Source organism: Flavobacterium turcicum (assembly GCF_011365745.1).
GTDB lineage: Bacteria > Bacteroidota > Bacteroidia > Flavobacteriales > Flavobacteriaceae > Flavobacterium > Flavobacterium turcicum.
Map to the genome: position 1 here is coordinate 517553 of NZ_JAAOBY010000001.1, position 22935 is coordinate 540487.

The 22935-nt window shown below is 35.9% G+C and carries 19 protein-coding genes; 6 read left to right on the top strand and 13 right to left on the bottom strand.

Annotated features, from left to right (window positions below):
- Positions 1 to 6 precede the first annotated feature (6 nt).
- From G9Q29_RS02320 to G9Q29_RS02330, 3 genes are all read right to left on the bottom strand, one after another.
- Positions 7 to 342 (bottom strand): T9SS type A sorting domain-containing protein, encoded by a 336-nt coding sequence (locus G9Q29_RS02320; protein WP_166132891.1) that lies wholly within the window; start codon positions 340 to 342, stop codon positions 7 to 9.
- A gap of 104 nt (positions 343 to 446) precedes the next feature.
- Positions 447 to 1652, bottom strand: a complete 1206-nt coding sequence (locus tag G9Q29_RS02325; RefSeq protein ID WP_166132892.1) for a hypothetical protein — start codon at positions 1650 to 1652, stop codon at positions 447 to 449.
- 197 nt (positions 1653 to 1849) lie between these two features.
- A complete protein-coding gene (locus tag G9Q29_RS02330; RefSeq protein ID WP_166132893.1) occupies positions 1850 to 4600 on the bottom strand; it encodes a TonB-dependent receptor in 2751 nt (916 codons plus the stop codon).
- A gap of 176 nt (positions 4601 to 4776) precedes the next feature.
- On the opposite strand from G9Q29_RS02330, the gene G9Q29_RS02335 reads away from it, so the two are divergent.
- Together G9Q29_RS02335 and G9Q29_RS02340 are read left to right on the top strand one after the other, a co-directional pair.
- The gene (locus tag G9Q29_RS02335; RefSeq protein ID WP_166132894.1) at positions 4777 to 5460 is read left to right on the top strand and encodes a response regulator transcription factor; all 684 of its coding nucleotides are present in this window, start codon (positions 4777 to 4779) and stop codon (positions 5458 to 5460) included.
- A complete protein-coding gene (locus G9Q29_RS02340) occupies positions 5461 to 6531 on the top strand; it encodes a sensor histidine kinase (RefSeq protein ID WP_166132895.1) in 1071 nt (356 codons plus the stop codon).
- Between the two features lie 25 nt (positions 6532 to 6556).
- Here the strand turns inward: G9Q29_RS02340 and G9Q29_RS02345 are convergent, their stop codons facing one another.
- From G9Q29_RS02345 to G9Q29_RS02365, 5 genes are all read right to left on the bottom strand, one after another.
- Positions 6557 to 7636, bottom strand: coding sequence for a glycosyltransferase (locus tag G9Q29_RS02345; RefSeq protein ID WP_166132896.1), 1080 nt, complete (start codon positions 7634 to 7636; stop codon positions 6557 to 6559).
- A 166-nt stretch (positions 7637 to 7802) separates the two neighbouring features.
- Positions 7803 to 8408, bottom strand: coding sequence for a hypothetical protein (locus tag G9Q29_RS02350; protein ID WP_166132897.1), 606 nt, complete (start codon positions 8406 to 8408; stop codon positions 7803 to 7805).
- 74 nt (positions 8409 to 8482) lie between these two features.
- Positions 8483 to 11914, bottom strand: a complete 3432-nt coding sequence (locus G9Q29_RS02355) for a hypothetical protein (protein ID WP_166132899.1) — start codon at positions 11912 to 11914, stop codon at positions 8483 to 8485.
- Between the two features lie 151 nt (positions 11915 to 12065).
- Positions 12066 to 13322: an aspartate kinase gene (locus tag G9Q29_RS02360; protein WP_166132901.1), complete on the bottom strand. Its 1257-nt coding sequence runs from the start codon at positions 13320 to 13322 to the stop codon at positions 12066 to 12068.
- 57 nt (positions 13323 to 13379) lie between these two features.
- Positions 13380 to 13868, bottom strand: coding sequence for a GNAT family N-acetyltransferase (locus tag G9Q29_RS02365; protein ID WP_166132903.1), 489 nt, complete (start codon positions 13866 to 13868; stop codon positions 13380 to 13382).
- A gap of 236 nt (positions 13869 to 14104) precedes the next feature.
- Here G9Q29_RS02365 and fbp point away from each other — a divergent pair, with 236 nt between their 5' ends.
- Positions 14105 to 15124 carry a class 1 fructose-bisphosphatase gene (gene fbp, locus G9Q29_RS02370; RefSeq protein ID WP_166132905.1) on the top strand — a complete coding sequence of 340 codons (1020 nt, stop codon included), beginning with the start codon at positions 14105 to 14107 and terminating at the stop codon, positions 15122 to 15124.
- Between the two features lie 73 nt (positions 15125 to 15197).
- Here the strand turns inward: fbp and G9Q29_RS02375 are convergent, their stop codons facing one another.
- From G9Q29_RS02375 to G9Q29_RS02385, 3 genes are all read right to left on the bottom strand, one after another.
- Positions 15198 to 15629, bottom strand: a complete 432-nt coding sequence (locus G9Q29_RS02375; protein ID WP_166132906.1) for a TerB family tellurite resistance protein — start codon at positions 15627 to 15629, stop codon at positions 15198 to 15200.
- Between the two features lie 142 nt (positions 15630 to 15771).
- Positions 15772 to 17547, bottom strand: a complete 1776-nt coding sequence (locus G9Q29_RS02380) for a cytochrome-c peroxidase (protein WP_166132908.1) — start codon at positions 17545 to 17547, stop codon at positions 15772 to 15774.
- Positions 17548 to 17620: 73 nt separating this feature from the next.
- Positions 17621 to 19099 carry a PhoX family protein gene (locus G9Q29_RS02385; protein ID WP_166132910.1) on the bottom strand — a complete coding sequence of 493 codons (1479 nt, stop codon included), beginning with the start codon at positions 19097 to 19099 and terminating at the stop codon, positions 17621 to 17623.
- Between the two features lie 390 nt (positions 19100 to 19489).
- Between G9Q29_RS02385 and G9Q29_RS02390 the strand changes: the two genes are divergently transcribed.
- From G9Q29_RS02390 to G9Q29_RS02400, 3 genes are read left to right on the top strand one after another with little or no spacing between them, the layout of a single operon-like run.
- On the top strand, positions 19490 to 20083 hold the full coding sequence (locus G9Q29_RS02390; RefSeq protein ID WP_166132912.1) for a HupE/UreJ family protein: 594 nt from the start codon (positions 19490 to 19492) through the stop codon (positions 20081 to 20083).
- Between the two features lies 1 nt (position 20084).
- Entirely contained in the window at positions 20085 to 20516 is a 432-nt protein-coding gene (locus tag G9Q29_RS02395; protein WP_166132914.1) for a deoxycytidylate deaminase, read from the top strand.
- Positions 20517 to 22094: a S41 family peptidase gene (locus tag G9Q29_RS02400; protein WP_166132916.1), complete on the top strand. Its 1578-nt coding sequence runs from the start codon at positions 20517 to 20519 to the stop codon at positions 22092 to 22094.
- A gap of 6 nt (positions 22095 to 22100) precedes the next feature.
- Here G9Q29_RS02400 and G9Q29_RS02405 read toward each other — a convergent pair whose 3' ends face one another.
- Positions 22101 to 22706, bottom strand: coding sequence for an FAD-dependent oxidoreductase (locus tag G9Q29_RS02405; RefSeq protein WP_166132918.1), 606 nt, complete (start codon positions 22704 to 22706; stop codon positions 22101 to 22103).
- Positions 22707 to 22708: 2 nt separating this feature from the next.
- Entirely contained in the window at positions 22709 to 22912 is a 204-nt protein-coding gene (locus tag G9Q29_RS02410; protein ID WP_166132920.1) for a hypothetical protein, read from the bottom strand.
- Between the last annotated feature and the right edge of the window lie 23 nt (positions 22913 to 22935).

Below are 22935 nucleotides of genomic sequence, written 5' to 3' on the forward strand. Positions count from 1 at the left end.
AGATTTTTATTTGATAATTAATTTTCGAGTGGCTGAAGATTCTTTCTCGTTAATTCTGATGATGTATACACCAGAACTCAGTGCAGAAACATTCAGTTCTTTTGAATTCATCATAGTATGCAGTACTTTTTTACCAAGTACATCAAATATGATAATTTCTTTGTCAAGATCGTTTTTGGTGGTAATGAAAACTTTACCATTACTCACAGGATTTGGGTACAAACTCAAGCCTTCGATGCTTGTTTCTTGTACTCTTGGTGCTTGTTTTGTTTCTTGTGCAACAGCACTTAAAGAACAAAAGAAAACCAATGCAATAAGTGTATAAAAGTAGTTTTTTGCCATCATTTAAATTTTGATTAGTAAAGATACAAAAAATATTTCAAAAAGTATACCAAAAAAAATGCCTTTCAATTTTGAAAGGCATTTTATCTATTTTAGGACTTGAATTACAATCCTACTGACCATCCAGCTGCCCATCCAGGAGCTGCGGCACCGTTTCCAGCACCTGTTGCAGTTGCAGATTCAGATGCAATTGCTAGTGAAGCATCAGCTGTTACTCCAGCTGTAGCAGGAGCTACTACTGTTTTTGTTCCTCTAGTTTTAGTAGCAACATCAGCAATAAAGTTCACATTTGTAAGTTTTAATGCAGAACCAATAAAGCTCAAAGTTTCATCATGTTCGATGTCAACTCCTCTTGCCCAACCGCTCAAAGCTACGTTAGTGAAGATTGCTTTAGTACCTCTTCTTAATTTGATAGCTTGGTTTTCTTGCCAAGTTCCAGATGTTGGAACGCTTCCAGGGCCTACAAGAGTGATATTAGTGATAGTTGGGTTTGCAATTGGTGTATTAGCAAAACCAAATTCAAAATTATCAGCTTCGATACCTCTGTTTCCTTTTCCAAATGATAATTTTCCGTACCAGTTGGTGTTAGTTCCATTCCATCCTTCAGTCCAGTCGTATTGGTCGTCTTCGTTACCAAATGAAATTAAGTTTGAAGTGTTTACAGATCCTCCAAAAAATTCGAAACCATCATCTGCACCTTGGTAAGCCTCTACATATTCAAAAGTAGTTCCTGAACCTACTCCAAATAATGAAACTCCATTAAATTCTTTTTCACTGTTAAATGCAGCTCCAGCATATTCTACTCTCAAGTAACGAATAGATCCTGAGTTATCATTTGATGCAGTTCCACCATAAGTTAAATCTGCAACTTCTGATTGTGCTGTACTTGCTCCACCTGATACACGGTTGATTGGTGCTTTACCACAAATTACCAAACCTCCCCAGTCTCCAGCTTTTTTAGTAGCTAAACCACTTGTCATAACCACTGGGTTGCTAGCTGTTCCGTTTACGTTTAATTTTCCACCTTGTGCCACCGCAATGTATGATGCAGTTCCACCAGTTCCTTCAATTTTTGTTCCTGCAGGAATGTTTAAGGTTGCTCCTGAATTTACTTGTAGTCTACCAGTAAGCTTGTATGTTTTAGATGCGTCAAGAGTAACTTCTCCCTCATTGATATTTCCTTGAAAATTGTTGGCATCAACTACGAAATTAGATGAAGGCGTTTCGTTTTCTTCCGTTGTTGAACAACTGCTCACTACGGCTGCACTTACTGTTAAAATTCCAATTAGTTGTAAAAATTTTGTTTTCATGTTGTAATAGTTAATTGTTTTGTTTCTGTTACAAAGGTGTAGCAATTTGCTCAAGACTAGGTTAAGCCATTGTGAATGTTAATTTAATAAATGCTTACAATAGTATTAACTTAATGTTATGTAGGTTAAGTAAGGTGCATTACAAACAAAAAGCAGCCTCGTAGGGCTGCTTTTGTAATATTTACATTGGTTTGCTATTAGAACTGGTAATTTAAACTCAATCCTAAATTGATTCCTTTTTTATAAGAAAGAACATTAATATCTCCAGACTTGTTTTCTTGAGTTCTATTAAGTGTAGCGTCTAAAATGTTTTTTGCTATAAAGTCAATTCCCATTTTTTTGTTTAATTTCAATTTAGTTATTAAGTCTAATGATCCATAGGCTTTGTCTACTAAATTCCCTCTGTCATTGGTTCCTAATGCATATACTCTATCCGAAAAGTAAGTGTAGGCTAATGTTGCTGTTAAATTACTTTCTTTATTATTCCAATCAGTGTAGAATGAAAGATCAGCATTTAACAATAAATCTGATGCTCCTGTAAATTTACTTTCTGCATCTGTAAAAACAACATTATAATCTGTTTCTCTAATAACTTTATTGCTATCTAACTCTTGATTACTGTACAAATAAGATGCATTTACACCTGCTGTTAATTTTTTTGATTTAGACTCGTCAAAGTTAAAAATTGTTTTTCTGTACTCTAATTCAGCTCCAGCTACGTATCCAAAATCACCTGTGTTGATAAAAGAAATATCATTTGTTGAAGAAGCAATTGTTACTTCGTTCATTGGGTTTAAGATGTATTTACCAAATCCAGTTACAGAGATTAACTCATCAGAGCTTGGGAAAATTTCCCATTTTAGGTCAAAGTTGTAATCATCAGAAGCATACAAATCAGGGTTACCAACTTTTACTTCGTTTACTTCTTCGTATACAAATAAAGCTCTTTCTTTAAATTGTGGTAAGGTGTAGGTTTTACTGAAACCAAAACGCAAATTTTGTTTTTCGTTTACTGTATATTTTAATGTTAAGCTAGGTAAAAAAGCTATTTTTTCTAATTCATCAAAACCTCCTGCGGGATCTAATTGAGTTTCCCAAGCAATTTTTTGAAAAACATATTCTCCTCTTAATCCTAAAACTCCTGATAGTTTACCAAAATTATATTCAGTGTTTAAGAAACCTCCATTAATAAATTGTTCACCATTGTAAGTTTGTGGATCTAAGGCATTTGGAACTTGGCTATTACCTCTAAAAGTAGTAATCTCAAATATGTTGTTCGCTAAATTTTGTTGGTTGTAAAACAAATCTAAGTTGTTCGGGTCTACGCTTATTGTTGAATTGGCAGCTGTTGTTTTAAAGTTGAATTGTGTAGCTTCAAAATCTCTATTTTTAGCACGTCCGCTGTATCCTGCTGTAAATTTACCTTTGTATTCTCCTTCAAAATCTTTGTTGAATTTGTAGTCAACAGCTAGGTTAGCAGCTACCTCAGTTTCTTGTAGTTCTTGAAAATACCTGTGGTTGTCTGGTGCAGAAATATTCGATAATTTGAAACCATCAGCTTCTTTTCTAAAAATATTTTGGTTACGGTCTGGCATCTGTCCATCGATACTGTTCAATGAAGCTCCCCATCTAACAGCAGTGCGCTCGCTTAAAGTATGTTCTCCTAAAAGTTGGTTAATCCATAAGGCGTTTTTCTTGAATTCATTACGACGAATTAATCCGTTACCATCATTTGCAATATCAACAATCAGTCCTGAAAATTCCTCTTTAGTTAAAGATGAAGTATTGATAAATACAGAGTTGAAATTAACTTTGTTTGCCTTGTTTATTTTGTATCCAAGGTTCAACATTCCTGTTAAGTTTGTGCTGTAAGAGTCTGATGTATACTCTTCAAAGTTTTTATTGATAACGCCACTTCCATTTACAGATCCCTTTGCGCTTCCATCTGCTCGAGAAGAATAATTGGTACTGTAGTTGATTGTTGCAAAAACATTCAATTTACTTTGGCTACCAATATCAAATGATTTTCCTGTTGAAATACCAAATGAACCAGCAATAGGATTTTTTGTTTCTAAATTTAAAGTGTTGTAGTTGTAAGCTGTCAAAGGGCTTGATGGAATTTGACTTGTTTTTAAACCAAAATCATTGATACCACCTTGTAATGAAAAGTTATCATTGCTTACCGCATTTGTATTTACTTTTGAACCAATATCTACTTTTACAAAACCTTTTCCTTTGTAGTCTTTAGAAATGATATCAACGTTTCCTCCTGCAAAATCTCCATAAATATTTCCGTTGTAAACTTTATCGATAGAGATGTACTCTACGATATCTGTTGAGAAAATATCAAGATTTAAGTTTTTCTTTTCAGGATCGTTTGATGGTATTGGCAAACCATTCATTGTTGTGGAGTTGTAACGGTCTCCTAATCCTCGAACAAAAATAGTTCCAGAACCTTCTTGTTTTGTAATTCCCGTTGTCTTAGTGACAGCTGTTGCTACATCACTAACTCCTTTACGAGCCAATTCTTGTGAGCCTATACTTTGTTTTATAGATACAGCGTTTTTTTGATCTAATAGCAAAGCCGTTTCTTTCTGTCTGCTCACAGTTGATTTTACCACGACATCTTCAAGTTTGTAGCTACCAGAGCCTAATGCTTGATTAACTGTCACCGTTTGGTCTGCAACAACTGTCACAGATACTTCAACTGATTCGTATCCTACAAAGCTAAATTGCAATGTGTATTTTCCTGGTGCTACTTTTAGTGTGTATTTACCATCAATATCGGTATTCGTACCAATAGTTGTACCTTTGATAATTGCGTTAGCAAATGGCAATGATTGATTGTTAGCATCTTTGTCTGTTAACGTTCCTGTAATAGTTCCTTTGCTTTGTGCAAAAGAAAAAGCAGTAATTAATAACGTAAGTAATAGTAACTTGAATTTCATCGGGTTTAATTTTTGTGCAAATTAACGTCCATAATGCAAATCAGGAGTTACTGACTTGTTAACCTTATGTTGTCTTTATGTTGGCAAAAACAGTTCAATATTAAATTACGGTTAACTGCTTTTGATTACTTCAATTATGTTTACATTTACATCTCAAAAATAATTTTTGACACTCCATGAAGAAAAAACACACCAAAATTTTATTAGTTGATGACGAGCCAGATATCTTAGAAATAGTTGGTTACAACCTATCTCAAGAAGGATATCAAATTTTTACCGCTGTTAATGGTAAGGAGGCTATTGCAAAAGCTAAGAAGGAAATTCCAGACCTTATTATAATGGATGTAATGATGCCAGAAATGGACGGAATGGAAGCTTGCGAGCACATCAGGAAAATTCCAGAATTGAATAATGTTTTGATCACTTTTCTAACCGCTAGAAGCGAAGATTACTCACAAGTAGCCGGTTTTGATGCGGGTGCCGATGATTATATTACCAAACCGATCAAACCGAAATTATTGGTCAGTAAAGTAAAAGCTTTATTACGTCGTTTAAAGGAAAAAGAATCCGAAAGCGAAACCTTAAATGTGGGTGGTATTGAAATCAATAGAGAAGAATACAAAATAATAAAAGACAATATTGAGATTGCGCTTCCGCGAAAAGAATTCGAATTGTTTTACCTCTTGGCATCAAAACCAGGAAAAGTATTCAAACGTGACGAAATTCTCGATAAGGTTTGGGGTAACGAAGTAGTTGTTGGCGGCAGAACAATTGACGTGCATATCAGAAAGTTGCGTGAAAAAATTGGAGAAGATTTGTTTAAAACCATCAAAGGAGTTGGTTATAAGTTTGAAGTGTAAATGACAATAAATTTTAAAAAAACTTACCGATTTGCAGTCAAATCGTCCTTGTATATAACTTTGTTCTCTACTTTATTAGTGAGTTTTTTAACGCACTATTTTTTTGAATTTTCCCTTAATTTCATTCTTATTTTTGCGGTTTGCATCGCCTCTTTTTCATTTTTAGTGGTGCAATATCGTGTAGAGCGTTTTATTTATAAAAAAGTAAAAAAGATTTATGATGACGTTTCTTTGTTAGAGTCAAGTACGTTTAGAAATCAGCCTATTACCACTGATATGGCTACGCTTACGCGCGAAGTGAAAAAGTTCGCTACCGATAAAAAACTTGAAATTGAAACGCTAAAAGTGCGTGAAGAATACCGAAGAGAATTTTTGGGTAACGTTTCGCACGAATTGAAAACACCTTTATTTACCGTTCAAGGATATCTTTCTACTTTGTTGGATGGAGCTATGAACGATAAAACGATTCGAAAAAAATATTTAGAACGTGCTGAAAAAGGGGTAGAGCGTCTTATTTATATTGTACAAGATTTAGACATGATCTCTAAACTAGAAACAGGCGATTTGAATCTTGAAATTGCCGAGTTTGATATCGTAAAATTAGTGCAAAACGTTTTTGATTTACTCGAAATGAAAGCCTCTAAAAAGGATATTCTTTTGATGTTTGACATGCGCTACCACAAACCAATTATGGTGTTGGGTGACCAAGAAAAAATTCAACAAGTGGTCATGAACTTGGTTGTAAATTCTATCAAATATGGTAAACTAAAAGGGACAACCGAGGTAAGTATCGAAGAGTTAACTACAGATAAAGTAATTGTTCGCTTTACGGATAATGGCGAAGGAATCGAAAAGAAAAATATTCCGCGTTTATTTGAACGTTTTTACCGAGTTGATCAAAGTGGTGCACGAACTGAAGGAGGTTCTGGCCTTGGTCTTTCAATTGTCAAGCACATTATTGAGGCGCACGACGAAAAAATTTATGTCGATAGTAACTTTGGCGTAGGATCGGAGTTTTCATTTACGTTAACGACATCCAAAAACGAAGCTTCTTTTGGGGTAAAAAAATAATTATTAGCCGCAGTTGTCAATTATTTTATTCTGCGAATAAACCAAACAATTTCTCCCAAGCTACTTTTGAATCTGCTTTTGGCAAACCTTTATAATGATTGGCATCTTGCAAATTGGCGATACAAAATTCATCCTGAGTGGCATAAGGTACAAGACCTTCTTTTTCTAGTTTTTGGGCCAAATATTCTTGTTCAAATTGCCCTGGTGTAGGTATAAAGAACGCTTTTTTGCGCAATACGGAAAGATCCATAATCGAGGTATAACCAGAGCGACAAAGTACCATTTCACTTTCGTTGATAGCCTGCTCTAGCTGGCAAGTGGTCATAAAATTATAATATTCGACCTTCTCGGTTTGAGTTGTTTTTTGTTGTGCAACAACAGTTCCTGCAACAAAGAGAACGGATCCTTCAAACCTCTTCAATTCCTGTAATATATGCGCTTCGAGCATACTTCGTTGTGGTTCAGGACCCGAGAGTAAAACGAGCAAATCGTATTTTTTTGGTACTAACTTTTTTTGTAGGCGACTTATCGGTCCTATGTATTTTAACTTATGATCAAAATCGTCAATGTGACCTAAAATACCTGATAAATTGTTGCTGCTGGCATAATCAGGTATCCAACATTCGTTATGTTGAAAGGCAAAGTACTGATGAATTTTGCTACTGATCCATGTTGTTTGTCCGCTTAAAACCTGTATTTGGTGTGTGAGATAAGCGCTTGGTATGTTTTTATTGTACACGCCTAAACGGTTATCAGATATTATGCCGTCAATGCCGTAGGTTGTAATCCATTTTTTTACCAATGCTTTTTCTTCTCGAATAGCTTTTAAGGTTTTCCAACTGTTTTTTAACAAATGCCATTTGAAATTTTTGCCTTTGGTGGCATATTCTATTTCGTATGATGGAAGTTCAAGTGTTTTTAGGTCTGGAAATTCCCTTTGAAGTAACAACAAAGCAGCGCCATCAGAGGCGATGATAGGTTGGTAGTTAAGCTCTAAAAGTGCTTTAATAATGGGAATACAACGGGTAGCATGGCCTAAACCCCAGTTTAAAGGGGCAACTAAAATCGTTTTAAATGGAGAAGTCGCAATTGTTTCTGTAGGCATAAACTTGGGTTTAATGCTGGAAAGATACACAAGTTCAGTGCTTTTTTGTATTTACAAAAGTTTACCAAACCATTAATTTAATGAATTGTCTACGCGTTGCATGTCAAAAAAAAACGAAGACCTTCGGTGTAAAGAAGGTTTTCGTTTTATTTCTGTATTTTATAATTTAGTCTTGAATGTAAGTCTTATTTCCGTTAGCATTAATGTAGTATTTACCGCCTCTTGGACCTGTGTATACCTTCTTGCCATTATATTCACCAGTTACTTTATCGGCAACTTTTGGCGCTTTTTCATTGGTTTCTTTTACTGTTTTAGTAGCTTTTGCTTTTGTTGCAGTTGCTTTCTCTTTTACTGTTTTTGATTTTTCAGCGACAACATCTGCTTTAGATTTGGTTATTTTTTCTTTTGCAGCGGTTGCTTTCTCTTTTGCAGCAGCAGTTTTTTCTTTTTTGTCAGTTGCCTTTTCTTTAATGGCATTTGCTTTTTCTGCTTTTGCTTCAGCGACTTCTGCTTTTGCTTTTGTAGCTTTCTCTTTTGTAGCTGTAGCTTTTTCTTTAGTAGCAGTTGTTTTCTCTTTTGCCGTTTTAGCTTTCTCTTTTGCAGTAGCTGCTTTTTCTTCTGCTGCATCGGCTTTAGCTTTCGTTATTTTTTCTTTGGCCTTTGCTGTTTTTTCAGTTGCCGCTTTCGTGGTTTTTTTAGCTGCAGCCGTAGTTTGTGCATTTCCCATAAAAGATAGGAGTAAAGCGAAAAGAAGTAAAATCGATTTTTTCATTGGTCTGATTTTTATGTTAGTAGTTTTAAAAATACAAAAAAATATGATTGGCAATCTGTTACTTGTACATTTATTTAAAAGTAAGCTCTTAGCTGCACATTACCAGTATGAATAGTTGCATTGCGCTCGCTTTTTCGACCTTGATAATTGAAGTTAATGTCTAAGAATGAAGTAATGCTTTTTTGTAACAAAGCACGCCAAGTAACGTTTTGTCCTGTTTGTAATCCTTCGAGCATTTGAAATCCAACGGCTGAGAATTCATTACCATTAAATTTATTTTCATACAATGATAATTCGCCATTAAAAGTAAATTTTTTAGATCCTGCATACGAGAACGAAGTTCCTAATCGATTTTGTGATAGTAATTCACCATTGCCAATTTGGTTTTGTTTTTTCTGATACTCATAAAACAATTCCCAACTGGTACTTTTTGAAAACAAATAACTGATTTTTGGAGCCAATTGATATCCCGTAACATCGAAATTTTTCTCAATAAAATCCTCGGAGTTAACTTTGTTTTGAATGGTTTTTGTAAAAAAGCCTAAAAGCCAACTTTTTTGGTACAAATGGTTGTATTGTAGTTGGTGCGAACCATTATTAGCCTCCTGTGAGCCAATAGACAGTAAACTTTTGGTTTTGTTAAGCAAATAAGTATATGTTACAGAGTTTTTTTGCTTGCCGCGGTTGTAATAAAGCGTATTTCTTAAACTTGAAGTCAAACCTAATACTTCATCCGAAATAGGACTGAACGGGTTCCATTCAAAATTAGAGCCGTTGTTTCTTATTTTTCGATCTAGCAAAAATGCAGTTTGATTATAGAAATAAGAAGCGAATTTTTTAAAACCTTTCTCGTTTTGCCATTGTGTAGGATTGAAAGTTAGGGCTTGCGAAAATTTATTTTGGTGGGTTTTTATAAAAATGCGATTGGGTAAAAATACACGTATAAATTTGGCTTGATCGATAAATGGTGCTACCTCAAACTCTTGTAGTTCTTGAATACCATTGCTGTTATAATCGTTCCAAGTATACACACCTTGCCCAACGGCTACTTCGAGATACGTAAATTCTTGTCGCGGAATACTTCCTGAAGTAGTTTCATAAACCGTGTTGCTCAACAATAGCGAGTTAAAAAATCGGTCAGAGTAGATGATGCGAGAGTTCAAAGTGCTTTCTCTTTTTCGATTGTTGGCTTCAAAGTCAAGTGTTCTGTAATTAGCAACCACGCTCAAATCACTAGTCTTGGTTTGGATTAATCTCGATTTTAAAACAAAGGTGTTCGATTGATTGACGCGCTGCACTACTCCGTTTTGCAAACTGTCATTGATTCTTTTTAAATATCCTAATTCAAAAAATACTTTAGTACTGTCTCCACGACCGATATGTCCGCCGTATTCAATAAATTTTTGACTTAAAATTGAAAGTTGTTGCGTGTTTTTGTTGCGCTCGCTATTGTTTTCAAGTCGTAACGAGGTACCAATCCAGTTTTTTTTGAATCTATAACGCACTTGAGATTGATTGCGTAAAAAAGATGAACTTAAAATATTGTTCTCGCTTTGCAAGTAACTGCCTTGTTGGCGAATATTCCAATTCTTATTTTGTAAAAATCCACTTATTACATGACGATTTCCAGTGAAATTCCCAGCAAAATCTAATTTTTCTAGTTGGTAGCTTGCATTTCCTATACTTGTGGATTTTGAATTTTGGTTTTTTTGTAGCTGTAATCCAGTGACCAACAAACTTTGATTGCCTGTGGTTAAAGGTTCTAAATTCCAATCGCGATTGAATTCAATGTTGTTCAATCGTTCTACAGTTTTAAAGGTACTTTCAATAAATTGGTAATTGACAAATGCATCCATGTTCCAAGCTTTCGAAAACAAGCGCTGCTTACTTTTTATTTTGGCTGCTAGTCCTTTATTATTGTCGTCATCTAGTGTTGAAAATAAATTTTGATCGTTGTTGCTTACTCCAATTTCAACGTCAATATTCGTTTTTTCAGTAGGATGAAATTGGCCTATAAAACTAGCAACTTGAACTTTATTAGGCGCAATTAATTGAATGATTGGTTCGTAATTTCCTTGTGGAATGCCGTTAATTGGAGCTACATAAGTGAAAACTCTACTGATGGTATTAGTGTTGGATAAAATGTAATTTCCAGCATTGGCACCAACCAAAGAGAAGCGTACGTTATATAAATCGCCATCTACGTCGGTGGTATATTCGTAAACAAGCATACCGTTCACAAGAATTTGTTTATAGAGTACTTTATTGTCGCTGTAGGTATCCAAAAAAGCCGATGGTGCAGTCATTTGGCTCGTATCATCACCGGCATTTTTTATAATTTGAACTTGTTCTTGCGACAGGTTTTGTTGAACAGGTTGGTTTTTTAAATCGCTTTCAGAGTATAAATATCCGCCAAATCGCCACTTTTTAGATTCGTGTGTTCCGCCAGCATAAGTTACAAATCGGCTGTAATTCCGGTCGGTATATTGGTATTCAATCGCAATTCGCATTTCAGAGGTTATTGTAAACAATGGTGTAAAGATGATTTCTCCAGCATTGTAATCAATCGTATAATCTTTGTTTTCGCCACGCTCCAGCAAATTGCCGTTTACAAACACGCGCTCCGATCCTGAAACAATAAGCACGTACAACTCACCATTTTGGCCACGTAATTTATAGGGTCCTAGATTTCCTTCCTGACCTACGATATCGCTTTTGGCGTATTGTCCTCTAACTATTGCTGCTGCTGCAAATACATTGCTTTTATTGTTTTTTCCCTCCCAATTAAAGTTAGTAGCTATACCCTGCACTTTTTTATTAAAGTTTAAAAATTGGGTTTCTTTATTTTCTAGAAACAAGTCGCCTGCACGTATGCTCCAATTTGTGCTAAAAAGTTCCATAAAAACAGAATCAAATTGGTCTAGTTGCTGCGAGTAGCCACCATCTTGCAGTGGTATATTACTGTCTTGTAGTGAGGCTCTAATACTTACTTTGTCGGATAATTTTCCAGTGATTTGTAAATCGAGATTCGAGTTTAAAACAGCGTTTTGGTTGTTACCAATAGTGATGCCTCGTGTTATACTTCCTGAAGTACTCAACCCATCAAAGGGAATGTTTTTTTTGATGTTGGTGTCGGTTATGCTGTATAAATTTCCTTTCCCTGCTGCATTTGAGACTACTTTACTCGGATCGTAAATATAGTAGGTTTTGGTTAGTTCTTCAGGATATTGCAAGTAAGCTACTGTGATTGAATCTCTAGGATTGCCATAATCAGAAAGTAATAATAAAGTGCTTTTTGAAAAATCAATACGATATAAAGTACTGTCAATTGCTTTTCCTTTGGAATCTAAAACTTTAAAAAAACTCGAGTTGATACTATTTTTTTCGAGCCGAATGGTATCTTTTGTAGGAGCTATTCTTTTGGTTTGGTAGAGCGTGCTTTTTTCCTGAGCCCAAAGCCCAGAACAACAGCATAAAACAATCCAAAAAAATAATTTTTTCCACATAAATAAGGATAACTCCAAAGTATCAAAAGTAGTATATATTAATTGAATATTTCGTTTGCCAGAAATGGGTGAGTAGTTGGGGAAGATTCAAAAAAAAATGGGATTCAAAATTTTAGTATTTGATTCCCATTGGTATGAATGTTAGGTGTTTTTAAACTTCTTTAGTAACCACTTGCATGGTTTCGCGGCTCACTTGTTTTAATAAAACGGTCTTGTTTGCTTCAACAGTCTGCGCAGCGCTGTCATTAAAATGTCTGATGGTATATAAAGTTACGTTTTCTTCAAAATCGACTTTGAATTTTTTAGATAAAATGGCGTTTAAAGCAGTAAAGTTGTTGAATTTATCTTCTACACAAACAGAAAAACTGATAGCTGAATTTTGAATCAAATTCACCTTTATTTTAAATTGGTGGAAAAGAGCAAAAATTTCGCTGATGTTCTCCTCCATGATAAAAGAGAAATCAATAGATGAAAGCGAAATCAATAACTGGTTTCTTTTTACAATAAAACATGGAAGGTACGGCTCTAAATCAACTCCTTTTGAAACACTTGTCCCTTGTAAAAGTGGATTGATAAATGATTTTACATACAAAGGAATTTCCTTTTTTTGCAAAGGTTGTAACGTTTTAGGGTGAATTACAGTAGCACCATAAAAGGCTAACTCGATGGCTTCACGGTAGGAAATTTGATTTAACAAACTTGCATTTTCAAAATAACGCGGATCGGCGTTCATAACTCCCGGAACGTCTTTCCAAATAGTTACACTTTCAGCATTTAAGCAATAAGCAAAAATAGCCGCAGTATAATCAGATCCTTCACGACCCAATGTAGTAGTAAAATTGTTTGGGTCAGATCCCAAAAATCCTTGTGTGATGTTAAGTGTTTTGCGTTTTACATTTTTTGAAATGTTAGCTTGAGTTAATTCCCAATCCACTTCAGCATCTCTGTAATTAGCATCTGTTTTTACAAAATTACGTACATCTAGCCATTGTGTAGCCATGCCCATAAAGTTCATGTAGTGGCTTAAGATTGTAGTTGAAATTAATTCGCCATAACTTACCACTTGATCGTACACAAAATTATAATTAGGAGATTTGTTGTGTGCTAAAAAATATTCCAAATCAGCAAACTGCTCGCTTACGGCTGTAAATACTGCATTATTTTCATCTTCGAATAGATCTAAAAGAATTTGGTTGTGGTACTTTTTTACTTCTTGCACTGCCGCATTTAGTTCAGCCGATTTATCAAAATAATGTTTGATTACCAATTCTAACGCATTTGTTGTTTTTCCCATTGCTGATACTACTAGCAACACATCTTCATAACCCACGGTTTTTAACACATGCTGCACGTTTTTGATTCCTGCAGCGTCTTTAACAGAGGCACCTCCAAATTTAAATACTCTCATTTTATCATCATATTGTGCATCTAGTTGCGTAGTAACAACTAAATAGCAATTGTTATTTTATTTATTTTCACAAAAAATTGCAATTCCTTGCTCATCCATTTGTACCACATGCCAATCGCGTAATACTTTAGCACCTGATTTTTCATAAAAGTCAATGGCAGGTGTATTCCAATCTAATACATTCCATTCTACGCGTCGTACTTGATCTTTTTTTCCTTGTTGTAAAACGGCTGCGTACAATGCAGAACCTAATCCGGTGCCGCGCATACTTTCTTTAACTACCAAATCTTCAAGGTGAATGGTTTTACCTTTCCAAGTTGAAAAACGATAGTACCAAAGCGCAATACCTACGATTTCTTTTTCATGGGTAGTGTTTGTAATTTCGGCTACAAAAACATGAAAAAGCGGATTGGCTCCAAAACCATCTCGCACTAAATCGTCAACGGTAATTTTTACTGCATCGGGTTCTTTTTCAAAAATAGCCAATTCTTTGATGAGTCCTAAAACGGATTCCATGTCTGCTGCTGTTCCTTGTCGTATGATCATGATTGATTAAGTTTTGTTGAAATCGAGTAATTGTCACTTTGCTTTTTAGCGTGAACAAGTTCGAAATAAAGTAAATTATAAACTTCGATTATCGCAAAAAATGCTGCTTCTGAGTACTCAAAATTGAACTTTTTACAGCAAATATACAATAGAGCTAAACTAAGTGCGTATTATTCAATTCATTTTCACAAAAAAAACGATATTTGTGACTTCAAAATAACTACAACGATTTCGTAATGGAAGAACGCAACAAAACACTAGGAGAATTTATTATTGAAAATCAAAATGCTTTTCAGTATTCATCAGGAGAATTGTCCCGAATTATCAACTCAATTCGATTGGCAGCCAAAGTTGTCAATTATAAAGTAAACAAAGCAGGATTGGTTGACATTGTAGGTGCTGCTGGTGAGCAAAATATACAAGGCGAAGACCAGCAAAAACTCGATGTTTATGCCAATGAGGTTTTTATTCAGACGCTAATTAACCGCGAAATTGTATGCGGTATTGCCTCTGAAGAAAACGATGATTTTATCACTGTAGAAGGTAGCGATAACAGCCATAATAACAAATATGTGGTTTTGATGGATCCGCTTGATGGCTCTTCGAATATTGATGTGAATGTTTCGGTTGGAACTATTTTTTCAGTGTACCGTCGCGTGACTCCTATTGGAACTCCTGTTACAATTGAAGATTTTTTACAGCCTGGAATTAATCAGGTAGCAGCAGGATATGTAATTTATGGTACATCGACTATGCTAGTTTATACCACAGGCCATGGAGTAAACGGTTTTACTTTGAACCCTGCCATTGGAACCTTTTATTTGTCGCATCCCAATATGACTTTTGCTCAGGATGGAAAAATTTATTCTATCAATGAGGGGAATTATATTCATTTCCCGCAAGGAGTAAAAGATTATATCAAATACTGTCAAACCGAAGAAGAAGACAGACCTTACACTTCTAGATACATCGGAAGTTTAGTTTCTGATATTCATAGAAATATGATCAAAGGTGGCATTTACATTTATCCTACCAGTTCAAAAGCACCAAACGGTAAACTGCGTTTGCTTTACGAGTGCAATCCGATGGCAATGATTGTAGAACAAGCAGGCGGTAAGGCTTCTGATGGATTTGGCCGAATTTTAGAAATTAATCCAACAGAATTGCACCAACGTGTTCCTTTTTTCTGCGGAAGCTACAACATGGTCGAAAAAGCGGAAGATTTTATGCTTAAAGCAAAGCTGAGCAAGTATTAAATTCCACCATTTAACATAAAAAATGCCCCAAATAGTGTACTACTTTTTGGGGCATTTTTATTTAGATAAAAGCTTACTTGTTCATGTTTTGCATTTCTTCGAAGAAGGTGTCAAAATCAACTTCCTTATCTACAAGAACCAGGGCTTTGTGTACGATGTAATTTACGTTATCAATATTAAAGCCTAAACCTACACCAATTTTGCGAAGCATTAATTCTTGCTGATCTCCTAAATGTTGGTCAACATGTACAATGCGCGCCAAATCATACAAACGTTCCAAACGTTGCTCGTGCAAGTACGGCGGATTAATCGGGTAGTTCGTAGGGTTTTCTAGAATTTCTTCTGATTCAGCAGCCGAAATTTCAAGACGAACCGCTAACTTGTTTAAAAATTCTCTTTCTTCTGGCGAAAACTTGCCGTCAGTAAGTGCAACGCGTGCAATAGAAGCAAAATGGCCTTTGTTTCTTTGCTTAAATTCGCTATCAAATAAATCTGAAAATGACATAATTGTGGGTTTTATATCTAACAAAGATAAGGCTATTTTTAAAATCAGCAGCTTGTTTGACCTGGCTTTTTGAGTACGGTTTGATAAATAGCACTACAATATTTGCTGCTTGGTTTGTACTAAAATCTAGCAATTATTAGTTTTATTTACTATCCGTAAGTGTTTTCATAAAGGCAACGAGCGCTTTTTGTTCTTTGGCGGTTAAATTGAGTTTGTCTGAGGGCAAGGTTTGGTTGTCAACCGCAATTCCGGTACCTGCGCCGCCACCTTCATTATAAAAAACTACTACTTCTTCTAATGATTTGAATACGCCATTATGCATGTAAGGAGCTGTCAATGCTACATTTCGCAATGTTGGTGTTTTAAAAGCATGTAATAATTGTGGCATTTTGTATTGGGCATAACGTCCTAAATCAGGATCTATTTTTTTTCCGTTTTTGATCTGCGGTGTTCCAATAACTTCTTGTTCTGTTTTTTTATAAGCAGGCGGTACCGTGCCATTAAACAGCGGAATAAAATGACAGGTAGCACATTTTCCTTTTCCTGCAAAAACGTTAAACCCTAATTGTTCCTCTGCAGACAAAGCGGTTGCTGGTTCTGTAAAGTGTTGATCAAATTTAGAGTTGAATTTATTTAAGGAGCGAACATAACTTGCAAGTGCGTTTTGCAGTTGCCATTCTTCTAGTTTTTTGCTCTTTGGGAATGCTTTTTGAATTAATTTTTGATAACTCGGATTACTGGTAATGTTTTTGATGTTATCCCGAATATTACCATGCATTTCGTCTTTGTTCTGAATCACATCCAAACTTTGTTTCTCCAAATCCGTTTGACGCATATCCCAAAATTGCGCATTTTGAAGCCCGGCGTAGGTCAATGTAGGTGTGTTTCTAAGTAGTTGACCTCCGCTTAATGACAAGTTGGTTTTTAGTCCGTCAGTAAAAGCTAATTCAGGATTGTGACATGAGGCACAGCTGCGGGTTCCTTCTTTTGAAAATGAGGTGTCATAAAATAACTCTTTACCAAGTTGCGCTTTCGCGGAAGTGTATGCGTATTCTTGTGACGGAATGAAGGCATCAACATTGAATACCTTTGATCCAAATAACGAGCTAGCTGTTTGTAAAATAGCATTGGTCTTTGCAACGTTTGCAATTTTATGATGCTGCTGAAACTCTTGTAAATTTTTTGAAATTGGGTTGAGGTAGTTTTTAATAAATAGCGCACGATCAAAACTATTAAAATCTTTTGCGCTGTTGCAAAAAGCGGCAGCTTTACTGATGCGCTCTAGTAAACTGTTTTGAATTTGCGATGGTTCTTGATGCAGCTTTTCAATTACTGAAGGTAGGGCTAACAAACTAGCTTGTGCTTCTGGGATAGAGTTGTTGGCAATAGGCGAGTCGAACCCCGTAATTCCGAGAGTGATGATGCGATACATCTGCATTTTTACAGCATCAACAACATAATCTGGGCTGATAGTAATTGCTGAAATATGTTCTTTTACTTGCATGATCAATCCTTTCAAAACGGCAATTTCTCGCTGTAAAGTAGCTTTTGCTTTGGTTGAAAATGTTGGGTAAATCAGCTCTTCGATAACTTGAAAACCACTCGGATTCAAAAATTTATTTTCTTCTACCTCTAGTTCATCAAGTGCAGGACCATTGATAAATCGTGCTGGTTCAGGGGTAAAGTATTCTACTGCCCATTCGATCTTTTTGTAAGCAAGGCGACTTTTTTCGAAACTTTGTTGCAGTTCTTTATTGCTAGCATTTTTTTGTGCCATTTGCTCAAATGCTTCTATTTCCTGATTCAATTGGGCAATTTGCTGTAACAGTTCTTCCTTTGGCCCTAAGGTTTCGTATTCTTTCTGACACGAGAAAAAAAGTAAAGTAAATAAGGGAAGAATTTTTAGTAAGGATTTCATAATAAACCGAGTTGTAATAAACTACAACAACCCAAAGTGAATTTGGGTTGCTGTAGTTTGGATTTTAAAGGTGTTATCTCTGTACGTTTCTAATGATAATAGTTTGACCGCCTTCTTTATTGGTGTTTAAACCGCTTCCGTCAGCATTCGAGAAAGCATCTTTTTGCCAAGTATGTGGGTGAATGTTCACTAAAAAGGTGTTTGGTACTCCAATAATATCTGAGATATCTTCCATGGCACCGTACTCCCAGCTACCAAAACGCATTTCATTCGTTTGGTTGTAGGTTGTATTCCAAGCAGCGTCGGTTCTTTTGTGGTTCATCGTCAACCAAGGTTTGTTTACTTTAGTTGCAATGTTGTATTGCCAAATGTAAGAATCGTGCTGAGCAGCAGAGTAGTAAGAATCTCCATCCTCTTGTGTGTACACATAATTCTCAGTTACTGTAATATTATCTGGATTGATAATTCCTGTTCCTGGAGTTGAGTCGCCTTCAATTACCAACTCTAATTTTCCTTTTAACGGATTAGCATCGTCTAATATCAGTTTGTAAACGCGTCCCCACATGGTATAACCTGCAACGGGAGCATTACCGCTAGCTTGTCCGGTAGCTGTAAAATACAATTCACGGTTGTTTTTTGCTGATCCTTTACGGTAATCAACATCCTCTACTCTTGAAAAACGAATGGCTCCCAAGTTGTTTACAGTAGTATTAATTACTGCACCTGTTAAGTTTTTAGCATTCGGAATTTCAACAAATGAAACGTCAAATGAAGATCCCATGCCCATACTCATTTCGGTTTGGTTTCCGTCATTTCTTTTTAAAGCGTATAATTTCCCGTTGTTTAAATCTCCAACAGTTTCGCTCATGTACATGATCACTTGTCCTGCACTAGCGTGAGAGGTTGAGTACGATTGGTCTTCACCAATTACGATTACAGTTTTTCCAGGGTAAGCTTGTTTGGTCAATGGTACTGCGTTCTCCATACTTGCTTTTCCCAGAGCTGGCAAAACACGGTCAGTTCTCTTTTTCATGCTGCTTAGCCCAAGCGGATCAATTCCGTGTACCATACTTTCTTCACCACTTTCTCCAGCAGTTAAAAACAATGGTCCAAACCCATGAATAGCTGGTACAGCAAGTGTAGCAGAGCACAAACGAGTCATTCCGCCTACTGCGTCAACGATATAATCTCCTTTTACTGGTTTTAAAGTTTTGTCAAAATATACTCTTGAAACTGATTTTAATATTTCGTGGTTTGTAATCATAATGTAACCGTCTCCAGCAGGATCTTTCATGAATCCAGCTCCGTCAGGTTGTGCTCCATAAATAAAGCTTGGTGATTGTGCTAATACATCAGGGCTACTCAATAAAGACGTGATTTGTAAGTTTTCGAATCCTTCTTTGGCTACAGCCAATGGTGGAACACTTGAAGTTGTTGCAAAATTAATAGCAGTATTTACCGCAGGAGCTTCATTGTTGTCATCTTGACAAGCAACAACAGCAGTAAGCAATACTGATGTCAAAGCTATTTTTTTAAATAATTGTTTTTTCATGGTTATAGTGTGTTTTTGTTTGTTCGAATGCAAATCTAGACCATGAATCAAAATCTTTGTTTAGGATAATATTGTCGAATAATCATTAAAATGTTGCCTAAGGTTTACCGAATTGTAAAGTTGTAAGGTTAAGGTAAATTTAAGATTAGCTAAAAAATTCAGGACGTTTATGAGCTATTTCGAGTAAATGCAAACCATATGATTTTGCACTTTTAAGCGTTTTTCTGGTGAAAAATTGTTAAGATATTGAGCTACATTTTGCCAATCGCCAATTACTATGTTTTAGGAAATCAATCGTGCGTGTTAGCATACATATTTGCCCTTATAGCAGATAAATTTTCAAAAATAATCGTATGTTTACAACCCTTTATCCACCTTAAATGAATTTTGATGAATGAATTTTGGATCTACTTTCAAATAGGTTTAAAACACGTTTTAGACATTAATGCTTACGATCACGTTTTGTTTTTAATGGCCCTTGCTGTTCCATACGCTTTTAAAGATTGGAAACGAGTTGTCTTACTCGTCACCTTGTTTACTCTTGGTCATACTTTGGCTTTAGTACTGTCTGTTTTTGAAATCATTGTTATTAAAGCGAACGTGGTGGAGTTTTTAATCCCGATAACGATTCTGATCACCGCACTTTTTAACTTATTTACCGCCGGAAAAAACAACAAAAAAGAAAGTATTAATCTGGTAGTTTTTATAACCTTGTTTTTTGGTATTATTCACGGTCTAGGATTTTCGAATTATTTTAAATCTATTTTGGGCGGAGATGCCGCTTCAAAAGTGTTGCCATTGGCAGAGTTTGCCCTTGGTATTGAAGCCGCACAAATGATCGTTGTTTTTGTACTTTTGGTACTGTCTTATATCGTGCAAACTGTTTTTAGATTTTCTAAACGAGATTGGACTTTAGTAATGTCTGCTTTTATAATAGGTGTGGTTATTCCGATGATAATTGCAAGTGAAATTTGGAACCGATAAAATGAGCGAAAAAAAATTAAATAAATACGATAAAGCCTATTTGCGCATAGCAAAAGAGTGGAGTTTACTCTCTTATTGCAAACGCAAGCAGGTAGGTGCTATTATTGTACGTGACCGAATGATTATTTCGGATGGTTACAACGGTACTCCGAGCGGTTTTGATAATTGTTGCGAAGACGATGAAGGTATAACTCGTTGGGATGTTTTGCATGCCGAAGCCAATGCAATTTTAAAAGTAGCGCGTTCTACACAATCCTGTGAAGGAGCTACTTTGTACATCACGCTTTCGCCTTGTAAAGAATGCAGTAAACTCATTCATCAATCAGGAATTAAAAGGGTGGTGTACCACAATGGGTATCGCGATGATTCCGGCATACAATTTTTGATTAAAGCAGGAGTAGAAGTAGAGCATATTCCAATTCTTGAAGAATAAATGAAGGTTAATTTTAAATATTTACCACTTATTTTAGGCGCAACACTTGCGGCGGGCGTACTATTGGGTAGTGTGATTCAATTACCGGGCTCAAATCGATTGACATCAAAGACAAATTCTAAAGCCAAACTCAATAAATTAATTGATTTTATTGATGCCGAATATGTAGATGAAATCAACACCGATTCGATTGTAAATCTTACAGTAGATAAAATCTTGGCGCAGTTAGATCCACATTCTGTTTATGTGCCACCAACAGAACAACAAGAGGTGGCAGAGAGCATGCAAGGAAATTTTGTGGGTATTGGAGTAAATTTTTACATGTACAAAGACTCTGTTGCTGTTATCAAACCTGTTGAAAACGGCCCTTCGGCAAAAGCAGGATTGTTACCAGGTGATCGTATTTTATATGCAGACAAAACCAAACTTTTTGGTCGAAAATTGCCCACAGACAGCTTGTTTAGTAAGTTGAAAGGTGAGGTAGGCTCAAGCATCGAGTTGACTATTTTTAGAAAATCCATTCAAAAAAAATTAAAGGTTACAATCAAACGTGATATCATACCGATCAAAAGTGTGGATGTAGCCTTATTACTCAATCCAACAACGGGTTACATTAAAATCAATCGTTTTGCCGAGACTACCTACGAGGAGTTCATGAGAGGCCTTAATATGCTCAATAAAAAAGGAGTTACTTCACTTGTTATTGACGTGCGTGATAACGGCGGTGGTTATATGGAAGAAGCCATTGCCATAGCCGATGAATTTTTGCCTGATGAGCAACTTATTGTGTTTACTAAAGCCAAAAATGGCACTACAACTAAAACCTATGCTACGGCAAAAGGCAGTTTCGAAAAAGGAAAAGTATTTGTTTTGGTGAATGAAAATAGTGCCTCGGCGAGTGAAATTCTTGCAGGCGCTATTCAAGATAACGATAGAGGAACTATTGTTGGGCGACGAACTTTTGGAAAGGGACTGGTACAACGCGAAATGAATTTTGCAGATGGCTCAGCTGTTCGATTGACAATTGCACGTTATTATACGCCTACCGGTCGTTCCATTCAAAAACCATATTCGAAAGGGAATGAAGCTTATTTTAAGGAATCGGAAGGGCGCATTGCAAATGGTGAGTTGTACTCCAAAGACAGTATAAAAGTAGCAGATACGCTTAAATTCAAAACCAAAAAAGGTAAAATTGTTTACGGCGGCGGCGGTATTGTGCCGGATGTATTTGTTCCTATTGTTGCAGAACACGGTCAAGAAGAAACCGCATATTTCCTGCAATCGGGTATTGTGGGTAATTTTGTTTTTGAGCAACTTGACAATAAGAAAACAAGCTTAAAAGGATTGACTTTTGAAAAATTACAAGCCAAAATACAATCAACGACTGCTTATGTAAAAGCGTTTGAGGAGTTTGTGTTTAAAAATGGTTTGGTTTTAGATTTCTCGAAAAGTAAAGATTTGGTAAAAAAATACCTCACCGCTGAATTTGCCAAGCAATTATTTGGCGAGCAGCGCTATTATGAAATGCTTGTTCGTGACGACGCCATGTTGAAAAAAGTACTTCCCGTTAAAAAATAAAAAATTTTATCGAATGCTATCGTGTGCATGAGTTTGTATGCCATCGTTCCAGAGTGTCAGGATATCAGTGGCTACAGCAGCACCACTTCCTGCAGCAATAGCCAATTGGCTTCTCCAGCCGGCTAAAGTGCCAACAACATAAATACCTTCTGTTACAAGATGATCGTTGTTTTTTAGCTGTATGCGTTGCTTGGATTCCAATGATTTTTGGTGCGGAATTACATATTCCATCAAGCCATCAATAGCAAAAGTATTGGCTGATCCAATTCCTACCACAATCAATTTGCTGCTGTAGGTTGCTTTGTTGGTGTGTACAATAAAATGCGGTGCCTTTCCTTCAATTCGCAGCACTTTTTCATTTGGAATGGCTGTAATGTGTGGGTAGGTGTTTTGCAGTTGGGTTACGCTACCTTCTAAGAGCGTAGCACCAAGAGTTCCTGCGGGAATTCCGTAAGCATTATTAAAAAGCGCCTCTTGCAAAGCGCTACTTTTTTGATGGGTAAAAATGCCGATTTTTTTATCAGTGGCAAAGGATTTGAGTTTTGCAGATCCTAAAACAAGTGCACAAGACATGCCTGAAACACCACCGCCAATGATCAAAACATCAAACATGCTTACAAGTTTTCTTTTGTTTTTTCTTCTATTTTTTTAGAAACTCTAAAAATTAATAAAATAAGCACAGCGCACAATGAAGCTCCAATGCCAATAAAGGCAACTACGCTATCTCCTTTAAAAGGATTGTTGAAGTCTAATAAAGTAACATTAAAGACGATTAGCGCTAGAGCTAAAAATACCAGTATGTTAGTGAAGATTTTCATAAAAAATTTTGATTTTTAAAGCA

Excerpts from the sequence above, each read along its gene's own strand:
- G9Q29_RS02390 (WP_166132912.1), top strand. The coding sequence starts at position 19,490 with ATGAATGAATTTTGGATCTACTTTCAAATAGGTTTAAAACACGTTTTA.
- G9Q29_RS02385 (WP_166132910.1), bottom strand. The coding sequence starts at position 19,099 with ATGAAAAAACAATTATTTAAAAAAATAGCTTTGACATCAGTATTGCTT.
- G9Q29_RS02320 (WP_166132891.1), bottom strand. The coding sequence starts at position 342 with ATGGCAAAAAACTACTTTTATACACTTATTGCATTGGTTTTCTTTTGT.
- G9Q29_RS02360 (WP_166132901.1), bottom strand. The coding sequence starts at position 13,322 with ATGAGAGTATTTAAATTTGGAGGTGCCTCTGTTAAAGACGCTGCAGGA.
- G9Q29_RS02345 (WP_166132896.1), bottom strand. The coding sequence starts at position 7,636 with ATGCCTACAGAAACAATTGCGACTTCTCCATTTAAAACGATTTTAGTT.
- G9Q29_RS02395 (WP_166132914.1), top strand. The coding sequence starts at position 20,085 with ATGAGCGAAAAAAAATTAAATAAATACGATAAAGCCTATTTGCGCATA.
- G9Q29_RS02335 (WP_166132894.1), top strand. The coding sequence starts at position 4,777 with ATGAAGAAAAAACACACCAAAATTTTATTAGTTGATGACGAGCCAGAT.
- G9Q29_RS02355 (WP_166132899.1), bottom strand. The coding sequence starts at position 11,914 with ATGTGGAAAAAATTATTTTTTTGGATTGTTTTATGCTGTTGTTCTGGG.
- G9Q29_RS02380 (WP_166132908.1), bottom strand. The coding sequence starts at position 17,547 with ATGAAATCCTTACTAAAAATTCTTCCCTTATTTACTTTACTTTTTTTC.
- fbp (WP_166132905.1), top strand. The coding sequence starts at position 14,105 with ATGGAAGAACGCAACAAAACACTAGGAGAATTTATTATTGAAAATCAA.
- G9Q29_RS02350 (WP_166132897.1), bottom strand. The coding sequence starts at position 8,408 with ATGAAAAAATCGATTTTACTTCTTTTCGCTTTACTCCTATCTTTTATG.
- G9Q29_RS02405 (WP_166132918.1), bottom strand. The coding sequence starts at position 22,706 with ATGTTTGATGTTTTGATCATTGGCGGTGGTGTTTCAGGCATGTCTTGT.
- G9Q29_RS02330 (WP_166132893.1), bottom strand. The coding sequence starts at position 4,600 with ATGAAATTCAAGTTACTATTACTTACGTTATTAATTACTGCTTTTTCT.
- G9Q29_RS02400 (WP_166132916.1), top strand. The coding sequence starts at position 20,517 with ATGAAGGTTAATTTTAAATATTTACCACTTATTTTAGGCGCAACACTT.
- G9Q29_RS02340 (WP_166132895.1), top strand. The coding sequence starts at position 5,461 with ATGACAATAAATTTTAAAAAAACTTACCGATTTGCAGTCAAATCGTCC.
- G9Q29_RS02365 (WP_166132903.1), bottom strand. The coding sequence starts at position 13,868 with ATGATCATACGACAAGGAACAGCAGCAGACATGGAATCCGTTTTAGGA.
- G9Q29_RS02375 (WP_166132906.1), bottom strand. The coding sequence starts at position 15,629 with ATGTCATTTTCAGATTTATTTGATAGCGAATTTAAGCAAAGAAACAAA.
- G9Q29_RS02410 (WP_166132920.1), bottom strand. The coding sequence starts at position 22,912 with ATGAAAATCTTCACTAACATACTGGTATTTTTAGCTCTAGCGCTAATC.
- G9Q29_RS02325 (WP_166132892.1), bottom strand. The coding sequence starts at position 1,652 with ATGAAAACAAAATTTTTACAACTAATTGGAATTTTAACAGTAAGTGCA.